Source organism: Bacillus sp. FG16, from assembly GCF_057809515.1.
Genome location: NZ_JBMDKC010000289.1, coordinates 1 through 729 on the forward strand (window position 1 = coordinate 1; position 729 = coordinate 729).

The window sequence follows — 729 nt, forward strand, 5'->3', positions numbered from 1 at the left end:
TGGCGCCAGATGGGCGTACGATTACGCATAAAAAGTTGCTAGATAGTTTCCGTGACAATTTAGGCATTACGCTTCGTACAGGACGTATGGGTATCGGAGACGAGGCTGTTACGGGCATGTATAAGATAAACCCTGAAGTCATTCGTACACGTGAGTACGGGGACTTAGAAACGTTAGCGCATGAAACAGGTCATCATTTGGATAAGAAATTTGGATTGAATGACCCAAAATTTGATGAGGAATTCATGAAACTGGGTGCTCATACATCTGGTCAAAATTATACACCTGAACAAATTCGTCAAGAAGGTATGGCGGAATTTATGCGTCGTTACTTACTCAATCCAACCATGGCAGGACAAGAAGCGCCCGAATTTATGAAGCACTTTCAAAGTGTCATTCCAAAGGATGTACAGAAGGGGCTACAAAAAGTCCAAGAAGACGTGCAAATATGGGCGAATCAAGGGGATGAAGCGCGTTTTCGTGGGAAAATCAATGTAAACGAGAAACCTACTGGTTTGGAACGTGTGAAACAAGTACTGCAAAAACTGCCGAGTTCGAAAGAAGAGCTATATACGGAAGGAGTGGATAGGCTCTTTCCTATCTCTAAAGCGGAAAAAGAGATACTGGGAGGGGAACTAGCTGATGCTTCCGTTTCTCCTTATAAGAAAGCAAGGCTTGCGGCAGGAACACCGAAAAAGGCGCAAATGAAGGTGGAAGAGTTCCGTACGA

Annotated in this window: 1 pseudogene; it reads left to right on the forward strand. The window is 44.2% G+C overall.

The window, feature by feature from the left end:
• Window positions 1-729, forward strand: a pseudogene (locus tag ACODS7_RS32340) (LPD38 domain-containing protein); the annotation flags it as partial.